The 22,249-nt window shown below is 67.6% G+C and carries 19 protein-coding genes and 1 tRNA gene; 10 read left to right on the forward strand and 10 right to left on the reverse strand.

Translation table 11 applies throughout. The annotated features are described in order from the left end of the window. Positions 1 to 188: 188 nt before the first annotated feature. From htpX to def, 4 genes are all read right to left on the reverse strand, one after another. Positions 189 to 1,046 (reverse strand): zinc metalloprotease HtpX, encoded by an 858-nt coding sequence (gene htpX / locus WS96_RS04920; protein WP_034208696.1) that lies wholly within the window; start codon positions 1,044 to 1,046, stop codon positions 189 to 191. 100 nt (positions 1,047 to 1,146) lie between these two features. Next, positions 1,147 to 1,788, reverse strand: a complete 642-nt coding sequence (locus WS96_RS04925; protein WP_059831005.1) for a LysE family translocator — start codon at positions 1,786 to 1,788, stop codon at positions 1,147 to 1,149. A gap of 120 nt (positions 1,789 to 1,908) precedes the next feature. After that, positions 1,909 to 2,892 (reverse strand): methionyl-tRNA formyltransferase, encoded by a 984-nt coding sequence (fmt, locus tag WS96_RS04930; protein WP_034208698.1) that lies wholly within the window; start codon positions 2,890 to 2,892, stop codon positions 1,909 to 1,911. Positions 2,893 to 2,926: 34 nt separating this feature from the next. Beyond that, positions 2,927 to 3,430 carry a peptide deformylase gene (gene def / locus WS96_RS04935; RefSeq protein ID WP_006477461.1) on the reverse strand — a complete coding sequence of 168 codons (504 nt, stop codon included), beginning with the start codon at positions 3,428 to 3,430 and terminating at the stop codon, positions 2,927 to 2,929. Between the two features lie 185 nt (positions 3,431 to 3,615). Here def and dprA point away from each other — a divergent pair, with 185 nt between their 5' ends. The 3 genes from dprA to WS96_RS04950 all read left to right on the forward strand — a co-directional run bounded on the left by dprA (position 3,616) and on the right by WS96_RS04950 (position 8,138). After that, positions 3,616 to 4,929 (forward strand): DNA-processing protein DprA, encoded by a 1,314-nt coding sequence (gene dprA, locus WS96_RS04940; RefSeq protein ID WP_059831007.1) that lies wholly within the window; start codon positions 3,616 to 3,618, stop codon positions 4,927 to 4,929. A 36-nt stretch (positions 4,930 to 4,965) separates the two neighbouring features. Further along, positions 4,966 to 5,346, forward strand: a complete 381-nt coding sequence (locus WS96_RS04945; RefSeq protein ID WP_034208700.1) for a thioredoxin family protein — start codon at positions 4,966 to 4,968, stop codon at positions 5,344 to 5,346. 194 nt (positions 5,347 to 5,540) lie between these two features. Then, entirely contained in the window at positions 5,541 to 8,138 is a 2,598-nt protein-coding gene (locus WS96_RS04950) for a DNA topoisomerase III (RefSeq protein WP_059831009.1), read from the forward strand. 162 nt (positions 8,139 to 8,300) lie between these two features. Here the strand turns inward: WS96_RS04950 and WS96_RS04955 are convergent, their stop codons facing one another. After that, positions 8,301 to 9,350: a LysR family transcriptional regulator gene (locus WS96_RS04955; protein WP_059831011.1), complete on the reverse strand. Its 1,050-nt coding sequence runs from the start codon at positions 9,348 to 9,350 to the stop codon at positions 8,301 to 8,303. A gap of 427 nt (positions 9,351 to 9,777) precedes the next feature. Here WS96_RS04955 and WS96_RS04960 point away from each other — a divergent pair, with 427 nt between their 5' ends. Further along, on the forward strand, positions 9,778 to 10,791 hold the full coding sequence (locus WS96_RS04960) for a D-2-hydroxyacid dehydrogenase family protein (protein WP_034208703.1): 1,014 nt from the start codon (positions 9,778 to 9,780) through the stop codon (positions 10,789 to 10,791). A 49-nt stretch (positions 10,792 to 10,840) separates the two neighbouring features. Here the strand turns inward: WS96_RS04960 and WS96_RS04965 are convergent, their stop codons facing one another. Both WS96_RS04965 and WS96_RS04970 read right to left on the reverse strand, forming a co-directional pair. Continuing rightward, on the reverse strand, positions 10,841 to 11,707 hold the full coding sequence (locus WS96_RS04965) for a patatin-like phospholipase family protein (RefSeq protein WP_059831013.1): 867 nt from the start codon (positions 11,705 to 11,707) through the stop codon (positions 10,841 to 10,843). 8 nt (positions 11,708 to 11,715) lie between these two features. Then, the gene (locus tag WS96_RS04970; RefSeq protein WP_031399646.1) at positions 11,716 to 12,120 is read right to left on the reverse strand and encodes a PaaI family thioesterase; all 405 of its coding nucleotides are present in this window, start codon (positions 12,118 to 12,120) and stop codon (positions 11,716 to 11,718) included. Between the two features lie 190 nt (positions 12,121 to 12,310). On the opposite strand from WS96_RS04970, the gene WS96_RS04975 reads away from it, so the two are divergent. Both WS96_RS04975 and WS96_RS04980 read left to right on the forward strand, forming a co-directional pair. Next, positions 12,311 to 12,386 (forward strand) — tRNA-Lys (locus tag WS96_RS04975). 325 nt (positions 12,387 to 12,711) lie between these two features. Beyond that, complete coding sequence (locus WS96_RS04980) at positions 12,712 to 13,617, forward strand: DUF3592 domain-containing protein (protein WP_059831015.1); 906 nt, start codon at positions 12,712 to 12,714, stop codon at positions 13,615 to 13,617. Between the two features lie 36 nt (positions 13,618 to 13,653). Here the strand turns inward: WS96_RS04980 and WS96_RS04985 are convergent, their stop codons facing one another. Beyond that, positions 13,654 to 14,268, reverse strand: coding sequence for a CGNR zinc finger domain-containing protein (locus tag WS96_RS04985; RefSeq protein WP_059831017.1), 615 nt, complete (start codon positions 14,266 to 14,268; stop codon positions 13,654 to 13,656). Positions 14,269 to 14,349: 81 nt separating this feature from the next. Between WS96_RS04985 and WS96_RS04990 the strand changes: the two genes are divergently transcribed. Further along, on the forward strand, positions 14,350 to 15,165 hold the full coding sequence (locus WS96_RS04990) for an alpha/beta fold hydrolase (protein WP_059831018.1): 816 nt from the start codon (positions 14,350 to 14,352) through the stop codon (positions 15,163 to 15,165). A gap of 171 nt (positions 15,166 to 15,336) precedes the next feature. Here the strand turns inward: WS96_RS04990 and phnY are convergent, their stop codons facing one another. Further along, positions 15,337 to 16,791, reverse strand: a complete 1,455-nt coding sequence (gene phnY / locus WS96_RS04995) for a phosphonoacetaldehyde dehydrogenase (protein ID WP_059831020.1) — start codon at positions 16,789 to 16,791, stop codon at positions 15,337 to 15,339. Positions 16,792 to 16,818: 27 nt separating this feature from the next. Next, positions 16,819 to 18,057, reverse strand: coding sequence for a phosphonoacetate hydrolase (phnA, locus tag WS96_RS05000; RefSeq protein ID WP_059831075.1), 1,239 nt, complete (start codon positions 18,055 to 18,057; stop codon positions 16,819 to 16,821). A 208-nt stretch (positions 18,058 to 18,265) separates the two neighbouring features. Between phnA and WS96_RS05005 the strand changes: the two genes are divergently transcribed. The 3 genes from WS96_RS05005 to WS96_RS05015 all read left to right on the forward strand — a co-directional run bounded on the left by WS96_RS05005 (position 18,266) and on the right by WS96_RS05015 (position 22,234). Continuing rightward, positions 18,266 to 19,321, forward strand: coding sequence for a putative 2-aminoethylphosphonate ABC transporter substrate-binding protein (locus WS96_RS05005; protein ID WP_059831022.1), 1,056 nt, complete (start codon positions 18,266 to 18,268; stop codon positions 19,319 to 19,321). A gap of 97 nt (positions 19,322 to 19,418) precedes the next feature. After that, complete coding sequence (locus WS96_RS05010; protein WP_059831023.1) at positions 19,419 to 20,510, forward strand: putative 2-aminoethylphosphonate ABC transporter ATP-binding protein; 1,092 nt, start codon at positions 19,419 to 19,421, stop codon at positions 20,508 to 20,510. Then, positions 20,507 to 22,234 carry a putative 2-aminoethylphosphonate ABC transporter permease subunit gene (locus WS96_RS05015; protein WP_059831025.1) on the forward strand — a complete coding sequence of 576 codons (1,728 nt, stop codon included), beginning with the start codon at positions 20,507 to 20,509 and terminating at the stop codon, positions 22,232 to 22,234. The genes WS96_RS05010 and WS96_RS05015 overlap by 4 nt, the downstream gene beginning before the upstream one ends. The last annotated feature ends 15 nt before the right edge of the window (positions 22,235 to 22,249 follow it).

A 22,249-nucleotide genomic window follows, 5' to 3' on the forward strand; every position in this document is an offset into this window, starting at 1 on the left:
CGGCGGCAAACGGCGGGATCGCGGCCGCCAGGTGGCCCTGCGATCCCAAACCGCGCATTGTAGCGTGCGACCATGCCGCCCCCTTTGGCCCCTTTACGGCGCGCACAAATGAAACACCCCGCAGCGCGAAGCATGCGGGGTGGCGGAGCGGCCTGCGCGCGGCAACGGCCGCGCGCTACGCCGGGGCATCAATCGAAGCGGCCGGTGCGCGCCATCTCCATCAGGCGCGCGATGCGCTCCTCGGTGGCCGGGTGCGTCGAGAACAGGTTCTGCAGGCCACCGCCGTGCAGCGGGTTCATGATCATCATCTGCGCGGTGGCCGGATGCGCCTCGGCCGCCTGGAACGGGATGCCCGCCGCGTAGCGATGGATCTTGTCGAGTGCGGTGGCCAGCGACTGCGGATCGCCGGAAATCTGCGCGCCGCCGCGGTCGGCCTCGAACTCGCGGGCCCGCGAAATCGCCATCTGGATCAAGGCGCCGGCGATCGGGGCGAGCAGCGCGACCGCGATACCCGCGATCGGGTTGGCCGGCCGGCCGTTCTCGTCGCGCCCGCCGAAGAACATCGCGAAGTTCGCGAGCGCCGAAATCGCGCCCGCCATCGTCGCGGTGATCGTCGAGATCAGGATGTCGCGGTGCTTCACGTGCGCGAGCTCGTGCGCCATCACGCCGCGCATCTCGCGCTCCGACAGCACGCGCAGGATGCCCGTCGTCGCCGCGACCGCCGCGTGCTCGGGGTTGCGGCCAGTCGCGAACGCGTTCGGCGCGTCCTCGTTGATCAGGTAGACGCGCGGCATCGGCAGATTCGCGCGCGTGGCCAGCTCCCGCACCATCCGGTAGAACTGCGGCGCCGTGCTCTCGTCGACTTCCTGCGCGTTGTACATGCGCAGCACCATCTTGTCGGAGAACCAGTACGAGAAGAAATTCATGCCGAGCGCGAACAGCAGCGCGATCGTCATGCCGCGCGAGCCGCCGATCATCCCGCCGATCACGATGAACAGGGCCGTGATCGCGGCCATCAGCATCGCCGTTTTGACCCAATTGAACATACCCACTCCTTATCCGTCAGGGGACCCGCCGCGCATGACAGCGCACGGCGGAGAATTGTAAGCGATTTGTTAGATAAGGTCTCGCCGGAAAAATTCAATCTCAGCGTTGCGCGCTCGCCAGACGAAGGCCGAGGCCGACGAAAGCGCTGCCGACCGTGCGGTCGAGCCACTTCTTGACGCCCGGCTTGCCGGCGAAGCGTTGCGTGACGCTGCCCGCCACCCACGCGACGACGCTCGTCCAGACCGTGCTCATCGCGACGAACACCGCGCCGAGGGTCAGGAATGCCCAGGCCTTGTGCGGACTGTCGGCCGACACGAACTGCGGGAAGAACGACACGAAGAACAGCACGACCTTCGGATTCAGCACGTTGGTCCAGAATCCCTGCATGAACAGCTGGCGCAGCGGTCTGGCGGCCGCGGCCTGCGTGGCTTCGGCGCCCGACGGCGCGGCGGCCTGCTTCGCGACGATCATCCGCACGCCGAGATAGATCAGATACGCGGCGCCGACCAGCTTGATCACCGTGAACGCGGTTGCCGACGCGGCCAGCAGCGCGGTCAGGCCGAATGCACATGCGAGCGCGTGGACGCAGCAGCCGGCCGAAATACCGAACGCCGACATCAGCCCCGCGCCGCGCCCCTGCGCGACGCTGCGGCCGATGATGTAGGCCGTGTCGGGGCCGGGCGTGATGTTCAGCAGGAAAACCGCGAACACGAAGAAGCCGAAATGGACGATGCCGAACATGAAAACCTCGAAACCGGAAAGCGCAGGGAAATTCTACGCGTGCCTGCGGCCCCGCGCGACTCGGCCGTCCGGCCAGTTGCGCGGGGCCGGCGAATCCGGTCGAATGGCGCTCGGGCCGTGTCAGTCGATGTCGGGCAGCGCGAAACGCTGGCCCGCGGCGAGCGGCGAACCGGCGAGGAATTCGCGCGCGGGCAGCCGCTTGCCGCCCGGCTTCTGCAACTGCGTGACGCGCAGCGCGCCGCTGCCGCATGCGACCACCACGCCTTCCGGCGCGGCCTCGACGATCGTGCCGGGCGCCGCGTCGCCGCGCGCCGCCACGGGCTCGGCCGCCCACAGCTTGATGGCCGCACCGTCGAGCGTTGCGACGCCGCCCGGGAACGGATCGAACGCACGCACCTGGCGCGCGAGCACGTCGGCGGGCTTGCGCCAGTCGAGCGCCGCTTCGTGCTTGCCGATCTTTTCCGCGTAGCTCACGCCGTCGGCCGGCTGCGGCGTCGCCGGCAGCGCGCCGTCGCGCTCGAGCCGCACGAGCGCGTCGACGATCAGTCGCGCGCCGTCGGCGGCGAGCCGGTCGTGCAGCGTCGCGGTCGTATCGTCGGGCGCGATCGCGATGCGCGCCTCGTCGATCATCGCGCCGGTGTCGAGGCCGGCATCCATCTGCATCAGCGTGACGCCGGTCTCGGCGTCGCCCGCTTCGATCGCGCGATGGATCGGTGCGGCGCCGCGCCAGCGCGGCAGCAGCGACGCGTGGATGTTGATGCAGCCGGCGCGCGGGATGTCGAGCACCTCCTGCGGCAGCAGCAGGCCGTACGCGGCCACCACCATCACGTCGTGCGGCGTCGTGCGCAGCAGCTCGATCGCGTCGGCCGCCTCCGCCGGATACTTGCCCGCGCGGCGCAGCGACGGCGGCTGCGCGACGGTCATCCCGTGCTCGACGGCGTAGCGCTTCACGGCGCTCGCCTGGAGTTTCATCCCGCGGCCGGCCGGGCGATCGGGCTGGGTGAGCACGAGCGGCACCGGGAAACCGGCCTCGTGGATCGCGGCGAGGGCAGCCGCGGCGAATTCCGGCGTGCCGGCAAAAATCACGCGCAACGTATGGGTCATGACAGCGTTCGGGGTCGGGCTGGGCGTACGCGCGTCACATCGCGCGTTCGAGTTTCTTCATCTTCGTCTTGATGCGCGTCTGCTTGAGCGGCGACAGGTATTCGACGAATACGCGGCCCATCAGGTGATCCATCTCGTGCTGGACGCACACGGCGAGCAGGCCTTCGCAGTCGAGCTCGAACGTCTCGCCCTGCTCGTTGAGCGCGCGCACGCGCACGTGGTCGGGACGTTCGACTTCGTCGTAGATGCCGGGCACCGACAGGCAACCCTCTTCGTAGATCTGCTTCGCGTCGCTCGACCACACGATCTCCGGGTTGATGAACGCGCGCAGCTCGTTCTTCTCCTCGGAGACGTCGATCACGATCACGCGCTCGTGCACGTCGACCTGCGTGGCCGCCAGGCCGATGCCGGGCGCCGCGTACATGGTCTCGGCCATGTCGGCGACGAGCTTGCGGATCCGGTCGTCGACCTTGTCGACGGGTTTGGCGACCTTGTGCAGCCGCTTGTCGGGGTAATGAAGAATATTGAGCAAAGCCATGGCGTTCGGTATTCGGTGAAGCGGCGTGCCGCATCGGCCATCCGGCCGGCTGGCGCCGCCGCCGGGATGCAATGAAGATGAGGCGGATGCGTGGCATATCAATGCCGCGGATCGCGCCTCCTGCAATCGGCCGGGCGCCTGCGCGCACGGCCCTGTCGAGTATTTCGGATGATGAAAATTTTATCATGGCGCCACGCGCTGCGCTGGCCGCCGCATTCGAGGGCAGCCTCATGTCGCCGCAAGCACTGACGCCCTCCGCGCTGCGCGCATGGCTGCAGCTCGCGCATGCGCCCGGTCTCTCGCCCGCCGTGTTGCAGGCGCTGCTCGCGGCATTCGGCTCCCCGGCGGCGGTGCTGTGCGCGTCCGACCAGGCCATTGCCGCCGTGAGCAGTCCCGCCGCCGCGCAAGCCGTGCGCGCGAGCGAGCGCGACGATCTCGATACGCGCACCAACGCCGCGCTCGCCTGGCTCGACGGGCCGGGCAACGTGCTCGTCACGCTGAGCGATCCGGCCTACCCGCCGCGGCTGCGCGACCTGCACGATCCGCCGCCGCTGCTATATGTAAAGGGGCGGCTCGACCTGCTGCACGCACGCGGCCTCGCCGTGGTCGGCAGCCGCCATGCGACGCCGCAGGGGCTCGCCGACGCAACGCATTTCGCCCACGCGTTGTCCGACGCGGGCCTCACGATCGTCTCGGGCCTCGCGCTCGGGATCGACGGCGCCGCGCATCGCGGCGGGCTCGACGGCCGGTCGGGCACCGTCGCGGTGATCGCGACGGGCGCCGATCTCGTCTATCCGGCGCGGCACCGCGCGCTCGCCCACGAGATCGCCGCGCACGGCGCGATCGTGTCGGAATGGCCGCTCGGCACGCCGGCCCGTGCCGCGCATTTTCCGCAGCGCAACCGGCTGATCGCCGCGCTCGCGCTCGGCGTGCTCGTCGTCGAGGCCGCCCCGCGCTCGGGCTCGCTGATCACCGCGCGGCTCGCGAACGAACTGGGGCGCGATGTGTTCGCGGTACCCGGCTCGATCCACGCGCCGCTCGCGCAGGGCTGCCACGCGCTGATCCGCGACGGCGCAAAGCTCACCGCCGCGCCGCTCGACGTGCTCGAGGAATACGGGCTCGGCGAGCCGGCGGCGCACAGCACGGCCGGCGCGGCGCGCGCCGGCCACCCGCGCGCGAACGCCGGCGAAATCCCCGCGCCCGGCACTGCCGGCGGCGCGCCAGCGGATCGCGCCGCAGCGGCTGCCGCGCCGCCCCGATCCGAAGCCCCGCCACCGGGCGATCCGTCGGAACGAGCGGTGCTCGTCGCATTGGGATACGGCCCCGTGACGTACGAATGGCTCGCCGAGCACAGTGGCCTGCCCGACGACGTGCTGCATGGCGCGCTGCTCGCGCTGGAACTGGCCGGCCGCATCGCGAGCGTCGCCGGCGGACGCTTCGCGCGGCTCGACGCGGCGCCCACCCCGTCCGCGCGGGGCGTGCTACATTCCCCGCCATAGGGGCGGCCCGGCCGCCGACGATATCCAAGGAATTCCATGCCCGCGCTGAATCTCGACACCGATGCGGATCGGATCGCCGAGCGCCTCGCCGATCCCGGCACGTTGCTGGTCGCCTGCCTGTGCGCCGAGTGGTGCGGCACGTGCCGCGACTACCGGAGCGCCTTCGACCGGCTCGCCGACGCGCATCCGGACGCCTGCTTCGCCTGGATCGACATCGAAACCCATGCCGACCGGCTCGACGATCTCGACGTCGAGAACTTCCCGACCATCCTGATCGAGGACGCCCACACCGCACGCTTCTTCGGCACGGTGCTGCCGCACGCGGCGATCGTCGAGCGCATGCTGTCCGACTTGAGCGCGGTACCCGGTGCGCCGCACGCACCGAAATTGCGCGACGTCCTGAACGTCGAAGCCTGAATTCGCGGCCCGGAGCGGCAGTTTTTGCGCAGGTTTGCGCGCCCCGCCGCGCCGGGCGCTTGCCGCCGTTGCGGCCCCCCTCTATGATGAGCCGCTTTTTACACGCCGAGCCGCCGTCGCTGCGGCGTGTGCTATAAAGCGGTCGTAAAAGGGACCCACAACCGGCGAACCCGGTCTACCAACACACACCTGTCATGTCCAAAGCACTGATCATTGCGGAAAAGCCTTCTGTCGCGAACGACATCGCACGCGCTTTGGGCGGCTTTACCAAGCATGACGAGTATTACGAGAGCGACGATTTCGTCCTTTCGTCCGCTGTCGGCCACCTGCTGGAAATCGCAGCCCCGGAGGAGTACGAGGTCAAGCGCGGGAAATGGAGCTTCGCGCATCTGCCCGTCATTCCCCCGCATTTCGACCTGAACCCGATCGCAAAAAGCGAGTCGCGCCTCAAGGTGCTCACGAAACTGATGAAGCGCAAGGACGTCGACCGCCTGATCAACGCATGTGACGCGGGGCGCGAAGGCGAGCTGATTTTCCGTCTGATCGCGCAGCACGCGAAGGCGAAGCAGCCGGTCCAGCGCCTGTGGCTGCAATCGATGACGCCGCAGGCGATCCGCGACGGGTTCGCGAACCTGCGCAGCGACGCGGACATGCAGCCGCTCGCCGACGCCGCCCGCTGCCGCTCGGAAGCCGACTGGCTCGTCGGGATCAACGGCACCCGCGCGATGACCGCGTTCAACAGCAAGGGCGGCGGCTTCTTCCTGACCACCGTCGGCCGCGTTCAGACGCCAACGTTGTCGATCGTCGTCGAACGTGAAGAGAAAATCCGCCGCTTCGTCCCGCGCGACTACTGGGAAGTGAAGGCCGAGTTCGCGTGCGCGGGCGGTTTCTACGAAGGCAAGTGGTTCGACCCGAAATTCAAGCGGGACGAATTCGATCCTGAGAAGCGCGACTCCCGCCTATGGAGCCTGCCGGCGGCCGAAACGATCGTCGCCGCGTGCCGCGACCAGATCGGCACCGTGTCCGAGGAATCGAAGCCGTCGACGCAACTGTCGCCGCTGCTGTTCGACCTGACGAGCCTGCAGCGCGAGGCGAACAGCCGCTTCGGCTTCTCCGCGAAGAACACGCTCGGCCTCGCCCAGGCGCTGTATGAAAAGCACAAGGTGCTGACCTACCCGCGTACCGATGCGCGCGCGCTGCCGGAAGACTATCTGTCGACGGTCCAGTCCACGCTCGAGATGCTCAAGGAGAGCCACAACTATCTGCCGCATGCGAAGCAGGTGCTCGACAAGGGCTGGGTGAAGCCGAACAAGCGGATCTTCGACAACTCGAAGATCAGCGACCACTTTGCCATCATCCCGACGCTGCAGGCGCCGAAGTCGCTGTCCGAGCCGGAGCAGAAGCTGTACGACATGGTCGTGAAGCGCTTCCTCGCGGTGTTCTTCCCGGCAGCCGAATTCCGCGTGACGACCCGGATCACCGAAGTCGCCGGCCATCACTTCAAGACCGAAGGCAAGGTGCTCGTCGAGCCGGGCTGGCTGCAGGTGTACGGCCGCGACGCCGAAGGCGCGGACGCGAACCTCGTGCCGGTACAGAAGGACGAGAAGGTGAAGACGGACGAGATCGCCGCCGTCGCGCTGGTGACGAAGCCGCCCGCACGCTACTCGGAAGCGACGCTGCTGTCGGCGATGGAAGGCGCGGGCAAGCTGGTCGAGGACGACGAGCTGCGCGAGGCGATGGCCGCGAAGGGCCTCGGCACGCCGGCGACGCGCGCGGCGATCATCGAAGGCCTGCTCGGCGAGAAGTATCTGCTGCGCGAAGGCCGCGAACTGATCCCGACCGCGAAGGCATTCCAGCTGATGACGCTGCTGCGCGGCCTCGGCGTGAAGGAACTCACGGCGCCCGAGCTCACCGGCGAATGGGAATACAAGCTGTCGCAGATGGAGCGCGGCAATCTCGGCCGCGACGCGTTCATGCAGGAAATCGCCCGCATGACGCAGCAGATCGTCAAGCGCGCGAAGGAATACGACTCGGACACGATTCCCGGCGACTACGCGACCCTCGAGACACCGTGCCCGAACTGCGGTGGCCAGGTGAAGGAAAACTACCGCCGCTTTGCGTGCACGAAGTGCGATTTCTCGATCTCGAAGATTCCGGGCAGCCGGCAATTCGAGATCCCGGAAGTCGAGGAGCTGCTGCAGAAGAAGGAAATCGGGCCGCTGTCGGGGTTCCGCAGCAAGATGGGCCGCCCGTTCTCGGCGATCCTCAAGCTGTCGTTCGACGACGAGACGAAGAACTACAAGCTCGAGTTCGATTTCGGCCAGGATCAGGGCGGCGAGGAAGGCGAAGCGCCCGACTTCTCCGCGCAGGAACCGGTCGGCGCGTGCCCGAAGTGCAAGGGCCGCGTGTTCGAGCACGGGATGAGCTACGTGTGCGAGCACTCGGTGGCGAACCCGAAGACCTGCGACTTCCGCTCGGGCAAGGTGATCCTGCAGCAGGAAATCACGCGCGAGCAGATGGGCAAGCTGCTTGCCGACGGTCGCACGGATCTGCTGCCGAACTTCAAGTCGTCGCGTACCGGCCGCAACTTCAAGGCGTTCCTCGTGAAGCAGCCGGACGGCAAGATCGGCTTCGAGTTCGAGAAGAAGGAGCCGAAGGCCGCCGCCGCGAAGAAGACGGCCAAATCGGCGGCGAAGGATACCGAAACCGTGACCGAAGGCGCCGAAGAGAAACCGGCACCGGCCCGCAAGACCGCCGCGCGCAAGACGACGGCGCGCAAGACGGGTTCGTGACGCCCCGGCCGCCGGGCGCCGCTTGCGGCGCGTCCGGCGCGTCCGGCGCCGGCACGCAGCCATAAAAAAACGCGGATCGATCGATCCGCGTTTTTTTTCGTGCCGCCCGCCGGGCCGAGCCGGGCCGAGCCGGGCCGAGCCGGGCCGAGCCGGGCCGAGCCGTTACAGCGGCGACGGCACCGCCACGCGCGTGCGCGGCGAGCGCGCAAGACGCGGCTGCAGGTTCGGATCGGTCGACTCGGGCTGCTCGGCCCGCATCTCCACGCCGATCGGCGGCGGCGTCGCGCCCTGCGCGGCCCACTGCTCGCCCATCGTCGCGTCGGTCGAGTGGCTGAAATGTTCGACGAGGTGGTCGATGAACGTGCGCACCTTGGCCGGCAGGTGGCGCCGGCTCGGGTAGGCGATGTTGATCTCGACCTGCGGCAGCCGGAATTCCGGCAGCAGCCGCACGAGCGCGCCGCGCGCGATGTCGCTGCCGATCAGGTAGCTCGGCAGGATCGCGACGCCCATTCCGAGCAACGCGAACTGGCGCAGCATCGCGGTGTTGTTCGCGACGATCACGTTGGTCGGGCGCACGCGCACTTCGCCGTCCGGCCCCGTGAACACGCGCTCGTCGCCCCAGTATTCGGTCGGCAGGCTCAAGGCCGGGTGCTCGGCGAGCTGTTCCGGATGAATCGGCACGCCGTGCTTCTCCAGATAGCTCGGCGTCGCGCACACGGTCATGCAACCGGTGGTGAGACGCCGCGTGACGATGCTCGCGCTGCGCATCTGGCGCGTGACGACGATGCCGACGTCGAAGCCTTCCTCGACGAGATCGACCTGCCGGTCGACCAGCGTGAGATCCGGCACCACTTTGGGGAAATTCTCCGTGTACGACTGCAGCACGGGAGCGAGGTTGTGCAGGCCGAACACGACCGGCGCAACGATGCGCAGCGTGCCGACCGGCTCGTGATTGCGCGCGACGACCATCTGCTCGACGTCCTCGAGCTCGTCGAGGATCTGGCGGGCACGCTCGAGATAGACCTGACCCGACTCCGTCAGGGAAAGGCTGCGCGTGGTGCGGTTGAGCAAACGCGTGCCGAGCCGGCCTTCCAGATCGGCGACGTGGCGCGTCGCGACCGCGTTGGAGATATCCATTGCGCTCGCGGCCCGCGCGAAACTGCCGAGATCTGCAACCTTGACGAACACGCGCATCGACTGCAAATGATCCATAAACGACTCCTGCCGCTGTTACAACTTCAAAAAGATGAAGCAAATGCGTAATTCTCCTACGACAGCGGAAAAGATGCAGAGTTGCTCAACAAGGGGGCGGTTGACGATAAAAATAGTCAAAAATCCTCGGCTTCCGCGGATAGTTGATCCAATTATTCTGCTTGGAGCAACAATTGGGTGAACCTCGGCGTGTAAACGGCCGAATCAGAAAGGACGTGTTTGATGCGACACAACAGCGCACCGCTTCGCACGGCGCGCGAGTGGCGCCGGGGGTGACTGGCGCCGATTGCGGCGGAGCGTAACAACCTGTTAAAAAGACACCACGAAGGCGGCCGGCGTAGCATCATGTCGGCCCCGGCCGGGCAGAGCGGGCGCGCAAGGCGCGCCGCCGCCCGCGCCGCTTTCAACGCGCGACACCCCGTTCACCATGAAAATTGCCATCCTCGACGATTACCAGGACGCCGTCCGCAAGCTGAACTGCTTCGAGATGCTCGCCGGCCACGACGTAAAGGTCTTCAACAATACGGTGCGCGGCCTGGGACAGCTCGCCAGCCGTCTGGCGGAAGTCGAGGCGCTCGTGCTGATTCGTGAACGAACCCCGATTACTTCGCAGTTGCTCTCGAAGCTGCCGAACCTGCGCATGATCAGCCAGACCGGCCGCGTGTCGAGCCACATCGATCTCGACGCGTGTACCGACCGCGGCATCGCGGTGCTCGAAGGCACCGGTTCGCCGGTCGCGCCGGCCGAGCTGACCTGGGCGCTCGTGATGGCCGCCCAGCGCCGCATTCCGCAGTACGTCGCGAACCTGAAGCAGGGCGCCTGGCAGCAGTCGGGCCTGAAGACGTCGGCGCTGCCGCCGAACTTCGGCCTCGGCCAGGTGCTGCGCGGCCAGACGCTCGGCATCTGGGGCTACGGCAAGATCGGCCGTCTCGTCGCCGGCTACGGCAAGGCGTTCGGGATGAACGTGCTGATCTGGGGCCGCGAGCATTCGCTCGAAGCCGCGCGCGCCGACGGCTACACGGCCGCGGAGAGCCGCGAAGCGCTGTTCGAGCAGAGCGACGTGCTGTCGCTGCACCTGCGCCTGCACGACGACACGCGCGGGATCGTGAAGCAGGAAGACCTGATGCGGATGAAGCCGACGTCGCTGCTCGTCAACACGAGCCGCGCCGAGTTGCTCGAGGACAACGCGCTCGTCAACGCGCTGTCGCACAACCGTCCGGGGATGGTCGCGATCGACGTGTTCGAAAGCGAGCCGATCCTGCAGGGCTACAGCCTGCTGCGGATGGAAAACGTGATCTGCACGCCGCACATCGGCTACGTCGAACGCGAAAGCTACGAGCTGTATTTCAGTGCCGCCTTCCGCAACATTCTCGCGTTCGACGACGGCGACATGTCGAGCGTCGCGAATCCGGAAGCGCTGACGCCGATCCGCAAGCGCTGATCGCACAGGCTGCGCACGCCGCGCGGCCCCGCTGCTCCATTCCCGATCGTCAGGCGGCCACGCGGCCGCCCGTCATCGCGCCGACGCGCGTGAGGAAGTGCTCGCCGTCGCGCCGACCGAGATCGTACGCATGCCGCATCTGCGACGGGCTCGTGTAGTCCCAGCTCGAAATCGGTACCTTGCTCGACGGCTGCACGTACAGCCGCCGCTGATCGCCATGCGCGACCGTGAACATCTGCGGACGCGGATACAGCCGCGTGACGAGCACCAGCACGTCGCCCGGCGACGGGTCGAGCGCATCGACCGGCACGTTGTCGACCATCCCGCCGTCGAGCACCGGCCGGCCGCCGCGCCGCAGCACCGGCGTGAACGGCGGCGTGCAGGACGACTGCAGGATCAGGTCGGCGAGTTCGTCGACTTGCGTGCAGGCCTGCGCGCGCACGAATTCGGGCCGGAAACCGAGCGTGCGCCCGAGCGTCGGATGCAGCGTCTTGCGCACGTACTTTTCGATGTTGTACGCGACGAGGCCGGCGGCGACCGCGCTGCGCGCGCCGAGCCAGCGCGGCACGTGCGACACGCCGATGCGGATCTCCGGCGCCGCGGCGAGCTTCGCGAACGGCTCGCCGTAGATGTCGAGCAACGCCTGGCGGTAGATCCGGTAGTGCGGAAACACCGGCTCGCGCCCGAACAGGTTGCCCCAGTACGCGTTCTTCCGGTTGTGGCGCAGCGCCTCTTCGTAATAGCGCATCACCCACGCGGCGTCGCGCGTATACAGCATGCACGCGGTGGCCGCGCCGGCCGAAATGCCGGTGATCACGCGCGGGCGCAGGCCGAGCGCCGGCTGCGCGACGTCCCAGAAGCCGGCCTGCCACCAGCACCGATTGCCGCCGCCCGCAAAGACGATCTGGTCGAACATCGCGCCGCTCAGCCGACGAGCGCGTAGGTCGACGTCGCGTGGACGGCCATCTTGCCGTCCTCGTCGAACAGCTCGACTTCGCCGAACACGAGGTTGCGGCCCATCCGCAGCACGCGCGCGGTGACGAGTACGTCGCCCTTGCGCACGGGACGCATGAAGTTCGTGTTCAGCGACACCGTCGTCATCGGCCGGAATTCGCCGAGCGCGGCCGAGATCGCGACCACCATCGCGGTGTCGGCGGCCGCCGTGAACACCTGGCCGCAGATCACGCCGCCCGAATGGCGGAACTCGCCGGAAAACGGCAGGCGCAGCGTGACGCTGTCGTCGCCGATCGACACGGGGACCAGACCCAGCGAGCGGACCCACGGGGCCAGCAGGCGATCCAGCAATTCGCGGACTGCGTTTTCGTCCATCTTCGACTGTCCAGAAAACGTCGCGCGACCGCCGCGCAACGCGTGTGGCGTCATCATACCGGGAGCGCGCAAACTGCGACCGCTCGTTACCGCGCCGACGACCGCCGTCACCTCGACGAAATATTTTCAGGATATTTGCAGAAAGGGCTTGCCAAGTCCGAAATACTCACGCATAATCTTTCTTCTGTTGGGGGCGTTAGCTCAGTTGGTAGAGCAGCGGACTCTTAATCCGTAGGTCGAGTGTTCGAGTCACTCACGCCCCACCAGGCATTCCAAAGGCCGGTCAGCGAAAGCTGACCGGCCTTTTTCGTTCTGGCGCGCCGCACTCGCTGCGCGCGCCTTTCGCGGTACGTCACCGCACGCCCGTCGCGCATCGTTTCCGCTAGAATCGTCCGACAAAATCACACGACCGGCGCACGTATCGTCGTCTGCCGCCGGCACTGAGAGAACACGGGACGTCAGACATGGAAGCATGTGAACGAGACGCGACCATTCAGAGGGCGTGGTCGCGCCAATATCGGCCTGTCCGTCGCGGCGGGCCGCTCACCCGGGCACACCCGAATCCGCGCGACGCACGCACCGGATCGCGTCATGCCGGGTAAGGACGCGCTGGTCGCGCTGACGATCGGTGTCGTCCTGTCCGTGCTGACCGGCGCACTCGCCGTCACGGCAAGCCGGGAACCCGGCCATCTGGTCCGCGCGCCGGGCACGGTCGTGCGCATCGTCCAGGACAGCGATGCGATGCGCGCGTACCGGCCGATCGTCGCGTACCTCGCGAACGACGGCCAGCGTCGCGAAGTCGCCGGCAATACCGCATCGACGGTCCCCGCCTACGACATCGGCGAAAACGTCGACGTCCTGCTCGACCCCGACCACCCCGAGCGCCCGGCGCTGATCGACGATTTCACGCAACGCTGGTTTCCGGTGGCCGTGCCGGCGCTGCTCGCCGTCGCGTCGTTCGCGATCGGCAGCGTGCTGATCGCCGGCGAGCGTCGCCGCCGGCAATCGGAGCCGGCGCGGCCCCGCGTCGCACGCCAGCCGGCACGGCGCCGCTGGGATGTCGCGATCGTGCTGATTCCGATCGCGATCGGCACGGGCTTCCTCGCCGGCGCCGGCGCGGCCGGCCTGCGTCAGTGGCAGATCGTCCACCACTATGCGCGCTCGACCGGCCATGTGGTCGAGATCGCGAAAAACGGGCGGTCGTCGCGGTCGCGCACGTCGCTGTATTCGGCCATCGTCGCGTTCACGACCGACAGCGGACGGCTGATCACGTTCGCCCAAGGCTCGGCGTCGTCGCAGCCGGGCCTGCACAAAGGCGACGCGGTCAGCGTGCTGTACGATCCCGTCACCCCCGAGCGGGCGCTCGTCGATCGCTTCTGGGATCGCTGGGGCCTCACGGCCATCCTGTTCGCGGTCGGCGCGCCGTTCCTTGCCGCGGGGCTGTTCGTCGCCGCGACGTTATGGCCCGACCACCGGCCGCACGAAGCCGCCCGATGACGCACGCGCGGCGCGGCAACCGTCGCGACGCATGCGTCACCGCTCCCTGAACGCCTCCACCTTCGCGCGATTCCCGCACGTGCGCATGTCGCACCACCGCCGCCCGACGCCGCGGCCGCGATCGACGAAGAACCACGTGCACCGGCCGCACTGCCGCACGCGCGCGAAATCGTCGCTGCGCATCAGATGCTCGAAACCGAGCGCGACCGCATCGATCCAGCGCGACGCCGCGCGCGCGTCGGGGCGCCACGCGAAGCGGCCGCCGATGGCGTCGAACGCGCTGCGCCCGATCGCGTCGCGGATCGCGGCCGCGAGCCGGTCCGCCGCGCGCGCGCCCGCGCTGCCGCCGCCTGCGGCCGTCAGATGCGCGATCGCGACGTACGCGTCGTCGCGAAAGCGGTGCAGCGCCGCGAGCTCGTCCGGGCCGTCCTGGCGCGGATGACGCAGCAGCCGCGCCAGATCGTCGGGCGCCAGCAACCCCGCTTTCGCGGCCCATGCGCGCACGGCCGGCCAGTCGACGAGCTTGTCCTCGTCGCGCGTCTTGCCGGTGTCGGCCACCGTGTTCAGAAAATCGAGCGCCGGATGGCCGCCGACGAAATCGGCCGCACGCCATTCATGCCCGTGTCGCGCCGGGTCGGATCGAGTAACCATTTATTCTCGCCTATCGGTTTCACATCCGGAAAATCCGGCGTAACCTGTTAACAACCAAAACAGGTTATCACGGAGAAGCCGATGCTCGAACTCCCGAACCGCTTCGATTTCGAAGGCCACCGGATTGCATGGGGCACGCTCGGCGAAGGCCCGCCGCTCGTGCTCGTACACGGCACGCCGTTTTCGTCGCAGGTATGGCGCCGGATCGCGCCGTGGCTCGCGCGACGTCATCGCGTGTATTTCTACGACCTGCTCGGCTACGGCCAGTCCGACATGCCGGACGCGGACGTGTCGCTGGGCCGTCAGAACGCGCTGTTCGGCGCGCTGCTGAATGAATGGCAACTCGCGCGGCCGCGCGTGCTCGCGCACGACTACGGCGGCGCAACCGTGCTGCGCGCGCACTTTCTCGACGGCATCGCGTATGCGGATCTCACGCTCGTGAACCCGGTCGCGATCGCGCCGCAAGGCTCGCCGTTCGTGCGTCACGTCGCGCAGCACGAAGCCGCGTTCACCGGCTTGCCCGCGTACGCGCATCGTGCGCTCCTGTCGGCCTATCTCGGCAACGCGGTCGCGCAGCCGTTGAGCGAAGACGTGCTGTCGATCTACCGTGCGCCGTGGCTCACGCCGACCGGCCAGGCCGCGTTCTATCGCCAGATCGCGCAGATGCGCCAGCGCTACATCGAGGAAGCGGAGGCCCGCTACGCGCCGCCGGACTTTCCGGTGCGCATCGTGTGGGGCGAGGAAGACGCGTGGATTCCGCTCGAGCAAGGACAGGCCCTGGCCGATCGCATCGCGAACGGCCAGCTGATCCGCGTCCCTCGCGCGGGCCACCTGGTTCAGGAAGATGCGCCGGAAGCGATCGTCGCGGCCGTGCTCGACGGGTACGCACGGAGCTGAGCCGGTACCGCGTCTCGCGTCAGCACACCGGCACGCCTGCGCCGTTCGAGAGGTCCGCGAATTCTACCGACGCGTCGCGGCTCGGCAAAAACGCGAATCGGCCGACGCTACGCGCCGATCGAACCACGCCCGCGCCGGCTGCGATGCCGGCGCGGGCGCGTGGCACGTCGCTTACCACGGCAACGAATACGTCTTCGTATTCGTGAAGCTCTTCATCGCCTCCTGCACGCCCTCCTTGTAGCCGAGCCCCGAATCCTTCACGCCGCCGAACGGCGTCAGTTCGAGTCGATAGCCCGGCACCTCGCGCACGTTCACGCTGCCGACTTCCAGCTCGGTGATGAAGCGCGTGATGTGGTCGAAGCGATTCGTGCACACCGACGACGACAGCGCATAGTCGGTGCTGTTCGACATCCGGATCGCTTCGTCGATGTCACGAAAGCGCATGATCGGCGACACCGGGCCGAAGGTTTCATGCTTCACCAGCGGCATGTCGGGCGTCACGCGATCGACGACCGTCGGCGAATACAACGCGCCGTCGCGCACGTTGCCGACCAGCAGCCGCGCACCGCGCGCGATCGCGTCGTTCACCTGCTGCTCGCAGAACTTCGCGGCCGCTTCGTCGATCACGGTGCCCATGTCGATCGACGGATCGGACGGATTGCCGTACGACCACGCGCGCGTCTTCTCGACGACCAGCTCCGTGAAGCGATCGGCCACCGCCTCGTGCACGAGCATCCGCTTGATCGCCGTGCAGCGCTGCCCCGAATTCCTGTACGAGCCCGACACCGCGAGCGTGCTCGCTTCGTCGAGATCGGCGTCTTCCATCACGATGATCGGATCGTTGCCGCCGAGTTCGAGCACCGCGCGCCGGTAGCCCATCCGCGCGGCGATCGACTTGCCGATCGACACGCCGCCGGTGAACGTGATGAGATCGATCGCCGGGTTCGTGATCAGCTCGTCGGCGATCTCCTTCGGGTCGCCGGTGATCACCTGCAGCATCTGCGGCGGCAGGCCGGCTTCGTACAGGATGTCCGCGAACAGGTAGCACGACAGCGGCACCTTCTCCGACGGCTTCACGACGATCCGGTTGTTGGTCGCCACCGACGGCACGATCTTGTGCGCGACCTGGTTCATCGGGTGATTGAACGGGGTGATCGCCGAAATCACGCCGAGCAGCGGGTCGCGCTGCGTGTACACGCGGCGCTTCTTGCCGTGCGGCGTCAGATCGCACGAGAAGATCTGCCCGTCGTCCTTCAGCACTTCGCCCGCGCCGAACGTCAGCACGTCGGCCACGCGGCCGGCTTCGTACGTCGAATCCTTGATGCACAACCCGGCCTCGGCCGTGATCAGCGCCGCGATCTGCGCGGTGCGCGCACGCACGATGTCGGCCGCGCGGCGCAGGATCGCCGCGCGATCGTGGCGCGTGAGCGTCGGCCGGTACGCATGCGCAACCGCGAACGCGCGGCGCACGTCGTCGAGCGTCGCCTTCGGCACGGTGCCGACCAGCGCGCCGTCGTACGGGTTGCGCACGTCGATGACCGCGTCGCGGTAGAGCCTTTCACCATCGATTCGCAGTGCTTCACGATGAAGCGTGCGGACATCCGACGATTCTGCAATGGCGTTCATGAGTGTCTCCTGGCGGATGCGTCCGCGTCACTGCAGATGGTTGAGCGCGATGTCGATGATGTCGAAATTGCGCAGCCGCGCGCGGCCCGCGACGTCGGTCGCGACCGGCTTGCTGAAGATCAGCGGCACGATCTGCTCGGAGATCCCGCCGTGCGAGCGCAGCGGCACGTCGAGGCCGGACAGATCGTGCTTGATGCGGCGCGTGCCGAGCACGACGTCCTGCTTCGAGATCACGATCAGGTCGCCCATCCGCGCGGGCGGCAGCTCGAAGCGCGCGCAGCCTTCGGCGCCCGTCAGCACGACCTCGATGCCGTCGACCGCGGCGAGCCGCGCGCGCAGCGCATCGGCATCGGCCGTCGCCGGCACGTAGACGGTCGCGAACGAACCGAGCGCACCGTGGTGCACGACGTACGGATCGGTGATCGGCAGGATCACGCGCGCCGCATCGTGGCCGAGCCAGTCGTCGAACAGTTCCTGCAGGTAGATCACGTTCGGCTCGCCGGTCTCGTCGTCGTGCTTCGCGTTCATCCCGTGGTCGGCCGTGATCGCGACGATCGCGCCGAGTTCGTCGAGGCGCTGCAGGTACGTGTCCATCATCGCGTAGAACGCGTTCGCGCCGGGCGTGCCGGGTGCGCACTTGTGCTGCACGTAGTCGGTGGTCGACAGGTACATCAGGTCGATCGGGCGCGTCTCGAGCAGGCGCACGCCGGCGGCGAACACGAACTCCGACAGGTCCGCGCTGTACACGCTCGGCACCGGCTTGCCGACCAGCTCGAGCACGTTGTCGATGCCGTTTTCCTCGATGCTCGCTTCGTCGGCCTTCTCCGACGAGAAGCAGATGCCCTTCAGCCCCTTGCCGAGCAGGCGGCGCAGCTTGTCCTTCGCGGTGACGACCGCGACGCGCGCGCCCTGTTCGGCGAAGGTCGCGAGCACGGTGGGCGCGACCAGGTATTTCGGATCGTTCATCAACACCTCGGCGCCGGTGTCGCGATCGTAGAAGTAATTGCCGCTTATCCCGTGGATCGCCGGCGGCACGCCGGTGACAATCGACAGGTTGTTCGGGTTCGTGAAGCTCGGCACCACGCATTCGCCCTTGAGCGCCGTGCCGGGCTTCAGCAGCGTGCGCAGGAACGGCGCGACGCCGGCCTCGGCGGCTTCTTCCAGATATTCGTATGCGCAGCCATCGACGCAGACGACCACCACGGGCCGGCTCATCCAGTTGTAGCGGCGGCCGTTCACTTCCACGGATACAGGCGTTTCAGACATGACGTTCATTCCTTTCAGGTCGAAGGGGTGAGCCGTCGGCGCCCGCGCCGCGCCGAAGGGAGGTGTTTTCCATGCTTGACATTAAAATTGATGATTTGTAGATTGTCAACAACATGCAGAGAACAGAAAGCAAAACAACGGTGCAGCAAGAGGGCTGGTCTCCACTCATCCGCCGCGTGCCGCGGCGCTACAGTCAAGGGGTCTGAAGATGAACGAAGTGCCGGTACACAAGCGTTTCGATGCATGGGCGACGGGCGCGGCCCGTGTCGCGCTGGCCGTGGCCGTCGCGCTCGGCGCCGCCCAGGCGGCGCACGCGAAGACGTCGCTGCTCGTCTACACCGCGCTGGAAGACGAGGCGATGAAGCCCTACAAGGACGCGTTCGAGAAGGCGAACCCCGATATCGAGATCCGCTGGGTGCGCGACTCGACCGGCTCGGTCACCGCGAAGCTGCTCGCGGAGAAGAACAACCCGCGCGCGGACGTCGTGCTCGGCCTCGCCGCGTCGAGCCTCACGCTGCTCGACCTGCAAGGCATGCTGATGCCGTACGCGCCGAAGGGCTTCGACCAGCTCACGCGCAAGTACAGCGACGCGAACACGCCGCCGCACTGGGTCGGCATGGACGTGTGGGGCGCGACGATCTGCTACAACCGCGTCGCCGCGCAAGCGAAGAACATCCCGAAGCCGACGTCGTGGGAAGACCTGACGAAGCCGGTCTACAAAGGCGCGATCCTGATGCCGAGCCCGGTGTCGTCGGGCACCGGCTACCTCGACGTGACCGCGTGGCTGCAGACCTTCGGCGACGACAAAGGCTGGAAATTCATGGACGCGCTCGACAAGAACGTCGCGCAGTACGTGCACTCGGGCTCGAAGCCGTGCACGCTCGCGGGCACCGGCGAATTCCCGATCGGCATCTCGTTCGAGTTCCGCGGCCACGAACTGCAGGCGCAGGGCGCGCCGATCGATCTCGTGTTCCCGAAGGAAGGGCTCGGCTGGGACATGGAAGGCACGGCGATCATGAAGACGACGAAACAGCCCGACGCCGCGAAGAAGCTCGCCGACTTCATGGCGAGCAAGGAAGCGAACCAGATCACCGCGCGCTGGTGGGCGATCGTCGCGTATCCGGGCGTGGCGCACAAGCTGGCCGGCATCCCCGACAACTACCCGGACCTGCTCGTGAAGAACGACTTCGTGTGGTCGGCGAAGAACCGCCAGTCGATCCTCGATACGTGGCAGAAGCGTTACGGGGCGAAAGCGCAGCAATAACGCCGCGACCCGCTGCGGGGCCGCGCCGCGCGCCGCCCCGCCTTCCCCTTTCCGTCGTCGAATCCGGCCCCCGGGCCGCCCCTCCAAGGAGGCGCGCATGGCACCTTATCTGAGCGTGGAACGCATCGAGAAGCGGTACAACGACACGCAGGTCCTCACCGACATCGACCTGAACGTGATGAAGGGCGAGATGATCTGCTTCCTCGGGCCGTCCGGCTGCGGGAAGACCACGCTGCTGCGGATCATCGCGGGGCTCGAGACGCAGAACGCCGGCCACATCATGCAGGACGGCCGCGACATCTCGCGGCTGCCGCCGCAACTACGCGACTACGGGATCGTGTTCCAGTCGTATGCGCTGTTCCCGAACCTCACCGTGTACGACAACGTCGCGTACGGGCTCGTGAACCGGAAGATGAAGCGCGACGCGATCCACGAGCGCGTGCACACGCTGCTCGCGCTGGTCGGCCTGCCCGACAGCCATCGCAAGCATCCGGGCCAGTTGTCCGGCGGCCAGCAGCAGCGCATCGCGCTCGCGCGTGCGCTCGCCACGTCGCCCGGCCTGCTGCTGCTCGACGAGCCGCTGTCGGCGCTCGACGCGCGCGTGCGCGTGCGGTTGCGCCAGGAGATTCGCGCGCTGCAGCAGCGGCTCGGCGTGACGACGATCATGGTCACGCACGACCAGGAAGAAGCGTTGTCGATGGCCGATCGCATCGTCGTGATGAACCACGGCGTGATCGAACAGATCGGCACGCCGCTCGAAATCTACCGTCAGCCGGCATCACCCTTCGTCGCGGACTTCATCGGTCGCGTCAACACGATTCCCGCCGAAGTCGCGCACGACGGCACGCTGCGCGCGGGCGCGGTCGGCCTCGATTGCCGCCATGGCGGGGCCCGCCCCGCGCAGGGCGCGGCGGTGTCGGTCTACGTGCGGCCCGAGGACCTGCGCATCCGCGTGCCGGGCGAGACGCCCGACAACGTGCTGGCCGGCCGCGTCGAGAAGCTCGAATTCCTCGGCGCGTTCTGCCGCGTGAGCTTCCGGATCGACGGGCTCGACGGCCAGGAGATCGTCGCCGACCTGTCGTATCGCGACGTCGACCGCACCGGCGTGCAGGCCGGTGCGCGCATCGACCTCGCGCTCGATCGCGAGCATGTCCGCGTGTTCCCGTGCGCGAAGGAGCGACTGCAATGAGCACCGTCCTGACCGAGCGCCGCCGCGGCGCGTCCGCCCCCGCCGACATGCGACAGATCACGCACTGGCACGATCGCATCGCTCAGCTCGCGCTGGTCGCGATGGCCGCGCTGATGTCGCTGTTCCTGCTGCTGCCGCTCGCGCTCGTCGTGCAGAAATGCTTCGTCGACGCCGACGGCCGTTTCGTCGGCGTGCGCAACTTCGTCGAGTATCTCGAGGACAGCGGCGTGCTGCGCTCGATGCTGCATTCGCTGACGGTCGGCGCGCTCGTCACGGCGATCGTCGTGCCGATGGCGTTCACGTTCGCGTATGCGCTGACGCGCTCGTGCATGCCGCTGAAGAACGCCGCGCGCACGATCGCGCTGCTGCCGCTGCTCGCGCCGACGCTGCTGTCGGCCGTGTCGTTCATCTACTGGTTCGGCAACGCGGGGCTGCTCAAGCCGCTGCTGCACGGCCATTCGATCTACGGGCTGCCGGGCATCGTGCTGAGCATGGTGTACGCGTCGTTCCCGCACGTGCTGATGATCCTCGTCACCGCGCTGTCGCTCGCGGACGGCCGGCTCTACGAGGCCGCCGACGCGATGGGCACGGGTCGCATGCGCAAGTTCTTCACGATCACGCTGCCCGGCGCGAAGTACGGGCTGATCAGCGCGACGATGGTCGCGTTCACGATGTGCATCAACGACTTCGGCGTGCCGGTCGTGATCGGCGGCTCGTACAACGTGCTGTCGACCGACATCTACAAGCTGATCATCGGGTTGCAGGACTTCAACCGCAGCGCGGTGGTGAGCCTGATGCTGCTGTGCCCGGCGCTGGTCGCGTTCGGCATCGACTTCTTCGTCCGCCGTCGCCAGCAGTCGCAGCTCGGCGCGCGCTCGACGCCGTACCAGCCGAAGCCGTCGCGCGGCTTCGACGCCGCGATGCTCGCGTACTGCGCGCTCGTGTGCGCGTTCTTCGTCGCGGTGGTCGGCATCTCGGTGTTCGCGTCGTTCGTGAAGTTCTGGCCGTACCAGATGAGTCTCGGGCTGCAGCACTACCGGATGGGATTGATCGCGGCCGGCATCTTCGACGCGTACAAGAACAGCTTGCGGATGGCCGCGACGGTGGCCCTCGGCGGCACGATCGTCGTGTTCGGCGCCGCGTACCTGATCGAGAAGACCCGCGGCGCGCGCTGGCTGCGCGGCTTCATCAGCCTGTGCGCGATCTTGCCGATGGGCGTGCCGGGGCTCGTGCTCGGCATCAGCTACATCTTCCTGTTCAACGCGCCCGGCAATCCGCTGAACGGGCTGTACGGATCGCTGTGGCTGCTCGCGATCGTCACGGTCGTCCACTACTACGCGTCGAGCCACCTCACCGCCGTCACGGCGCTCAGGCAGATCGACGGCGAGTTCGAGGCCGTATCCGCATCGCTGAAGGTGCCGTTCTACAAGACCTTCCTGCGCGTGACGGTGCCCGTGTGCCTGCCCGCGATCCTGCTGATCGCGCGCTACCTGTTCGTCAACGGGATGACGACGGTGTCGGCCGTCGCGTTCCTGTACTCGCCGGACACGCAGCCCGCATCGGTCGCGATCCTGAACCTCGACGACGCGGGCCAGATGGGCCCGGCCGCCGCGATGGCCACGCTCGTGCTCGCGACCTCGTCGTTCGCATGCGTGCTGTTCGCGTGCATCTCGCATCGCCTGCTGCGCCGTACGCAGGCGTGGCGCCATCCGCATCGCCGTTGAGTTCCCGCCGCATTC

The sequence above is a fragment of the Burkholderia sp. MSMB1835 genome (assembly GCF_001526365.1).
GTDB lineage: Bacteria > Pseudomonadota > Gammaproteobacteria > Burkholderiales > Burkholderiaceae > Burkholderia.

What these genes read in the sequence shown, in the direction of transcription:
- WS96_RS04945 (WP_034208700.1), top strand. Translation starts at nt 4,966, where the DNA reads ATGCCCGCGCTGAATCTCGACACCGATGCGGATCGGATCGCCGAGCGC.
- htpX (WP_034208696.1), bottom strand. Translation starts at nt 1,046, where the DNA reads ATGTTCAATTGGGTCAAAACGGCGATGCTGATGGCCGCGATCACGGCC.
- WS96_RS05010 (WP_059831023.1), top strand. Translation starts at nt 19,419, where the DNA reads ATGGCACCTTATCTGAGCGTGGAACGCATCGAGAAGCGGTACAACGAC.
- WS96_RS04925 (WP_059831005.1), bottom strand. Translation starts at nt 1,788, where the DNA reads ATGTTCGGCATCGTCCATTTCGGCTTCTTCGTGTTCGCGGTTTTCCTG.
- WS96_RS05005 (WP_059831022.1), top strand. Translation starts at nt 18,266, where the DNA reads ATGAACGAAGTGCCGGTACACAAGCGTTTCGATGCATGGGCGACGGGC.
- def (WP_006477461.1), bottom strand. Translation starts at nt 3,430, where the DNA reads ATGGCTTTGCTCAATATTCTTCATTACCCCGACAAGCGGCTGCACAAG.
- phnY (WP_059831020.1), bottom strand. Translation starts at nt 16,791, where the DNA reads ATGAACGCCATTGCAGAATCGTCGGATGTCCGCACGCTTCATCGTGAA.
- WS96_RS04960 (WP_034208703.1), top strand. Translation starts at nt 9,778, where the DNA reads ATGAAAATTGCCATCCTCGACGATTACCAGGACGCCGTCCGCAAGCTG.
- dprA (WP_059831007.1), top strand. Translation starts at nt 3,616, where the DNA reads ATGGCGCCACGCGCTGCGCTGGCCGCCGCATTCGAGGGCAGCCTCATG.
- fmt (WP_034208698.1), bottom strand. Translation starts at nt 2,892, where the DNA reads ATGACCCATACGTTGCGCGTGATTTTTGCCGGCACGCCGGAATTCGCC.
- WS96_RS04955 (WP_059831011.1), bottom strand. Translation starts at nt 9,350, where the DNA reads ATGGATCATTTGCAGTCGATGCGCGTGTTCGTCAAGGTTGCAGATCTC.
- WS96_RS04965 (WP_059831013.1), bottom strand. Translation starts at nt 11,707, where the DNA reads ATGTTCGACCAGATCGTCTTTGCGGGCGGCGGCAATCGGTGCTGGTGG.
- WS96_RS04970 (WP_031399646.1), bottom strand. Translation starts at nt 12,120, where the DNA reads ATGGACGAAAACGCAGTCCGCGAATTGCTGGATCGCCTGCTGGCCCCG.
- WS96_RS04990 (WP_059831018.1), top strand. Translation starts at nt 14,350, where the DNA reads ATGCTCGAACTCCCGAACCGCTTCGATTTCGAAGGCCACCGGATTGCA.
- phnA (WP_059831075.1), bottom strand. Translation starts at nt 18,057, where the DNA reads ATGTCTGAAACGCCTGTATCCGTGGAAGTGAACGGCCGCCGCTACAAC.
- WS96_RS04985 (WP_059831017.1), bottom strand. Translation starts at nt 14,268, where the DNA reads ATGGTTACTCGATCCGACCCGGCGCGACACGGGCATGAATGGCGTGCG.
- WS96_RS05015 (WP_059831025.1), top strand. Translation starts at nt 20,507, where the DNA reads ATGAGCACCGTCCTGACCGAGCGCCGCCGCGGCGCGTCCGCCCCCGCC.
- WS96_RS04950 (WP_059831009.1), top strand. Translation starts at nt 5,541, where the DNA reads ATGTCCAAAGCACTGATCATTGCGGAAAAGCCTTCTGTCGCGAACGAC.
- WS96_RS04980 (WP_059831015.1), top strand. Translation starts at nt 12,712, where the DNA reads ATGCCGGGTAAGGACGCGCTGGTCGCGCTGACGATCGGTGTCGTCCTG.